The sequence below is a fragment of the Streptomyces sp. NPDC047981 genome (assembly GCF_040653315.1).
Taxonomy (GTDB): Bacteria; Actinomycetota; Actinomycetes; order Streptomycetales; family Streptomycetaceae; genus Streptomyces.
The window spans coordinates 1-4,855 of the sequence record NZ_JBEZNQ010000168.1; the positions used below are offsets into that span (position 1 = coordinate 1).

General features: G+C 70.6%; 3 protein-coding genes and 1 pseudogene. 2 read left to right on the top strand and 2 right to left on the bottom strand.

Going from position 1 to position 4,855, the window contains the following annotated elements; genetic code table 11:
- Positions 1–279 precede the first annotated feature (279 nt).
- The gene (locus AB0E14_RS39255; RefSeq protein WP_362430235.1) at positions 280–1,332 is read left to right on the top strand and encodes an IclR family transcriptional regulator C-terminal domain-containing protein; all 1,053 of its coding nucleotides are present in this window, start codon (positions 280–282) and stop codon (positions 1,330–1,332) included.
- Positions 1,333–1,730: 398 nt separating this feature from the next.
- On the opposite strand, the gene AB0E14_RS39260 is transcribed toward AB0E14_RS39255, so the two are convergent.
- Both AB0E14_RS39260 and AB0E14_RS39265 read right to left on the bottom strand, forming a co-directional pair.
- On the bottom strand, positions 1,731–2,162 hold the full coding sequence (locus tag AB0E14_RS39260; RefSeq protein ID WP_362430238.1) for a DUF6283 family protein: 432 nt from the start codon (positions 2,160–2,162) through the stop codon (positions 1,731–1,733).
- A 67-nt stretch (positions 2,163–2,229) separates the two neighbouring features.
- Positions 2,230–2,460: pseudogene (locus tag AB0E14_RS39265) on the bottom strand (ISKra4 family transposase); the annotation flags it as partial.
- A 378-nt stretch (positions 2,461–2,838) separates the two neighbouring features.
- On the opposite strand from AB0E14_RS39265, the gene mobF reads away from it, so the two are divergent.
- Positions 2,839–4,752: a MobF family relaxase gene (mobF, locus tag AB0E14_RS39270; RefSeq protein ID WP_362430241.1), complete on the top strand. Its 1,914-nt coding sequence runs from the start codon at positions 2,839–2,841 to the stop codon at positions 4,750–4,752.
- Positions 4,753–4,855: the final 103 nt, after the last annotated feature.

Here is a 4,855-nt window from a genome sequence, read left to right on the forward strand (position 1 = left end):
GCCGTGATCACGCTGCGCGCGGGGGAGGAGTGGACAGAGGATGCGCGCTTCCTCCTAGTTGAGGCCGCCCAACACGGGCACGGCGACGCCCGACGGCTTCTGCGGGCGCCGGACGACGCCAAATCCGCGGAGGGCGGCGGAAGGCCCGAAGACGAGACCTTCTTCGACGAGGTCCGAGAGCACCTGGGACGGTCCTGCGCAGCGCCGGCACCGACACGTGAGGACCCCACCACACAGCAGGACGAGCACCAGGAGGCAGAGACCGGCACAGGAACCGGCATGCCAGACCTGGTCCTCGTCCCGGCGCCGGTACTGCCCACGATCCCGAGCCCGGAATCGCGCCCGGAGGATGACCCCATCACCCGCCGGGCACATCTGCACGCCGTGCCCAGCGGCCTCTCGCTGCCGCTGCCCGACCTCCAGCAGGCACCCTCCCGCAGGCACGGCCTGATTCTGCCGAGCACGTCATCGTGGTGGTCACCCAACGCCCTGCGCCCCGCAAAGCTGACCCAGCTGGCCCGGCCCGGATCGCCACCCGCCGCAGTACCGGAGAAGTGGCAGATCACCCAACGCGCGCGGGACATGCTCCAGCTGATCCGCCCAGGCGGCATCGACACCCGAACCCTCGTCCGCCGCACGGGGATGCAGCTCAGCCTCGCCGTCCAGATGCTCAGCTGGCTGCGCCAGCAGAAGTTCCTCGAGACCCGGGACGGCATCCACTACCCCGGCGAGCTGATGACGAAGCTGACCACGAACTCCCTGCTGACCGGAACGCTCATCGACCTCCGCGACGAGCTCGGCGCCGCCGTCTACATCAGCTCCTACACCGACGGAGAGATCATCATCCAGGAGTCGTCCTCCAGCGAAACCGCCCCGGCCGTGAAGGAACAGACGCCCTTCGGGCTGACCGCCCACGCGAACGCCGTCGGCAAGAGCCTTCTGGCACAACAGAACTTCGCCTCGCGGATGGACCACCTCAGCAGATACCCGTTCATCCAGCTGACCGACCGGACCATCACCGACGAACGAACCCTCTTCCGGCACCTCGACGTCGACGGCCCGCACGCAGCCCAGTTCGACCTCCTGGAGTACGCCGACACCGAACTCTGCGTCGCCTACTCCCTAGGACTGCCCGGCAGGGCCTCCAGCATCGCCCTGTCCATGCCGGCGGACCAGCACCCGCGCCTCATCGCCGCCGCCCGCACCCTCAGCCAGCGCGCCACCGGCATCCTCCTTGCCCACCTCCTCGCCGACGACATGCAGCAGCCCACCGCCCACCACACAGGCCAGTGGGAGCACACAGACCCCCTGGCACGGCGCGCGCTGCCGTAGAAACCGCTCGGGCCGCGGGCGGGACGAGCGCGCCGGGGCCCGAGCCTGCACACCCACGGCGGCGGCCACGCCGGCGACTGCGGTGACCGCCCGTTCCCACGCCGCGATCGGAGACACCGTCGGTGCCGACTTCGTAGTGCAAGGCCACCCGAATCCCGCCGACCGGCCAGACGGGCAGGAGGCCGCCGGCACGTGGTTCGGCTATCCCGGGAGAGTGACGCTAACCATCATTTGGCCGGCTGACGCACGAACCTGCTCGGGCGACCCCTGGTCCCCAACGGGGCCGGGACAGACGAGGGACGAGATACCAGTGCGTCAGGGAAGGGGGAAAAGCGTTGGGTGCGGCTCTGCTCGAGTGAAGGATGCCGCACTATCGTCTCCGGAGCCGTGAAGCAGGGTCAGGTTTCGAGGTCTCGGCGGGTTCGGGTGATCTTGGCGGCGAGTCGTTCGGCTTCTTGGTGGGGATCGTTGATGCCGGCCTGGCCGTGGTCGGCGGCTTCGTTGCCCGAGGCGAACAGCGTGACTGGTGACTCATACTCGAGTGTGGCCTGGTAGGTCGTCGCGTCGATGCTGCCCTCGAGGATGCCGATGCGTAGTGCCAGCAGGTGCGCGCTGTCGTGGCATCCGGCCCAGCCGGCGCAGATGCGGGCGGCCGAGCTGTCGGCGTCGGCCTGGTGGCACTGGAACAGCCGGGGCGGCTGGTCGACGGTCGGGGCGTCGTAGCGGCGGAGCTTCTCGTACTCCTGGTGCGCCCAGACGCCGGAGGGGACGTCGCGCCGGTAGGGGCAGCTCTCGCAGGGGCGCGGTGCCGGCTGGCGCAGTGACGACATGGAAGCAGTATGCCGTTGGTGATCAGACAGGGTCCGGCCCGTCTCCGAATTCCTTCGGGCCGGATCGTCAGCTTGTGAGAGCGAAGTCGTGCTGGCGGACCCGGGGGTAGAGCCGTTCGTGCTCGCGGGCGGCGTGGTGGCGGAAGTAGTGGTCGAGGTCGCCGTTGGCGACGACGGCGCGGAGCCGGAGGACGGCTTCGGCACCGGGCAGGCCCCAGCGGGCGCCGGTGATGTCGAGGCGGTCGGCGATCAAGTGGCGGCAGGCGCCTTCGACGGCACCCGCCGCGATGGGCCAGCCGATGGGTTGGCGTAGCGGTTCCATGTGCGGGTGCGCCGGTGGCGAGTTCGGCGGCTTCGTTGCGGTGCAGGAGGTCGTCCGGGCTCCGGGCAGCATGACGAAGCCCCCCGCCGGGGTTGTCGGGTGCTGTTGTAGGTGGTGCTTGTTGGTGCTGCGCGTTCTTTGGTGCGTGGTGCTGCTCGCTGGTGTTCGTGGGTGTCGTTCGGATCGTGGGGTGCGTGCTGTTGCTGGTGGAGAGCGATGACATTCGCGTCTTGTCTGCGGCCGTTCCCGTCTGGCGGGTGTCGGTGAAGAAAGTTTCGGCTGTTGTTCCCGCCTGGCGGGACGTTGTGCTGATCGGCTTTTTCTTGCAGGTCAGGGCCGTGTGGTGTGGTCTGTATGACAGTGGATATCGAGGTTGTCCGGGCTGGGCAGATGTACCGCTACTACTTTCGCGAGACCGTTGTCGGTGACGGCCGCCGCCCGGCGCGCACGCCCCCGCGCGTTGCCCAGGAGCAGGCCGGTGTCCCGGCCGGGCGCTGGATGGGCCGTGGTCTGGCCGTGCTCGGGCTTGCGCCGGGGGAGGAGGTGACCGAGGCGCAGCTGCGGAACCTGTTCGGTGAGCGGGGCCGGCATCCGTACGCGGACCGGATCGAGGCCGACCTGCTCGCCCAGGGCGCCTCCCCGAAGCAGGCGTACCGGGCTGGCGCTCTTGGACGCCGGGTGACGGTGACGGGGGTCGACTTCGTGTTCCGGCCGCAGCCCACGATCTACCTGTTGTGGGCGCTGGGGGATGAGGAGACCCGGCTGGTGATCGAGGCCGCGCACGAGCGGGCGGTCGTACGGGTGCTGGAGTGGATCGAGGACGAGGTCGCGGTGATCCGGTACGGGAAGGACGGTGTCTACCGGGTGAGGCCGCCCGGCGGTCTGGTCGCCGCGCGTTTCCGCCACTATCAGGCGCGCTCCGGGATGCCGCTGCTTCATGACCATGTGCTGCTGTCGGTGAAGGGGCAGCGCCTGGACGGGAAGTGGGGCTCGGTCCACACGCTGGCCCTGCACGAGAACACCGTCGCGGCCTCCGCGCTCTACAACGAACTCGTGGCGGCGGAGGTCTGCGAGGCCCTGGGGGTGGCGACCGAGCCGCGCACGGTCACGCCGGGGCGCCGGCCGGTGATGGAGATTGCCGGGGTGCCGCACGAGCTGATCCGCTGGACTGCCCGGCGCAGCGACCAGATCGCCGCCTGCCTGGCCGAGCTGGAGCACGAGTACGTCACCGCCGTCGACGACGACGGCGAGCCGCGGTTCCTGCCCGTGGTCTCCGAGCGGGCTCGCGCCAGGCTGAACCAGATGGCCGCCCGTAGGACCCGCCCGGCCAAGCGGACGGCCCGCCCGCTCGCGCAGCTGCGCGCGTGGTGGAAGGCGAGCGCGATCCTCACCTCCGGGGTGCCCGTCGACGTCATCACCTCTCTCCTCGAGCACGCCCGCGCCGCGGCGGCCGCGATCCGGGCCCGGGTGGCCGCCGTGGTCGACATAGCGCTGGCGGCCGTCGACGTCGCCGCGACGGTGTTCGTGATGAACGACGGCGGCCGCTTCCACCGCAGGCACCTGCTCGCCGAAGCCCGCCGTCACCTCGCCCTCGTCCTGCGGGGCCGCCGCCGCGACCCCGGCCTGGACGACCAGATCGTGGCCGCCGCCATCTCCACCCACTGCCTGGACATCACCGAGCCGACGTCTGTGCGTGGCCTGGAGGCCGGCTACCGCCTCTACACCGCCCGGTGGTCCCTGTCCGACCTCCCCGCCCGCCGCCGCCCACCCACCCTCACGACCGCCCCGGACCGGCACCCGCCGACTGATCCCGGTGAGCCGGCCGAACTCCAGGCCCCGGGGCAGGCTGCGGGGGAGTGGGAGATCCCCCGCACCCCGCTCCCATACGAGCGTGCCGTCCTCGCCGGCGCGGTGGTCCGGGAGAAGCTGCGCACCACCACCGCAGCTCGGGGCCGGGCGTACGACGTCGTCGCGCACCAGCAGGCGGCGATGCCCGAGCAGTTGCTCCCGCCTGCGGCCGCCGCCCCCGAGCACGAGGACCAAGAGCCGGAGGCTGGACCCCGGGAGGCGATCGACATGACGGCGCTGCGAGCCCTGCGGGAGTCGCGTACGGACGTGGAAGCCCTCGATCTCACAGCCGGCCAGCTGCGCCACCTCCAGGACGCGTTCACCAGGGCGGCCGACTCCCGCGCCCGAGCGGACCGCCACGCTGCGATTTCTCGGTTTGGGGACAGTGGTGTGAGAGGCAGTCGGTTGTGGATGTGTTGATGCTGGTCGGGGGTCTTTTAGGGGGTGGGGGGGCACTGTCGTGGTGGTGAGAGACCGGTGGGGGTTCGCTGTCGTGGGTCTTTATCGCGGTACGTGTGACGCT

Coding starts and splice junctions, on each gene's coding strand:
- AB0E14_RS39260 (WP_362430238.1), bottom strand. CDS start 2,162: ATGTCGTCACTGCGCCAGCCGGCACCGCGCCCCTGCGAGAGCTGCCCC.
- AB0E14_RS39255 (WP_362430235.1), top strand. CDS start 280: ATGCCAGACCTGGTCCTCGTCCCGGCGCCGGTACTGCCCACGATCCCG.
- mobF (WP_362430241.1), top strand. CDS start 2,839: ATGACAGTGGATATCGAGGTTGTCCGGGCTGGGCAGATGTACCGCTAC.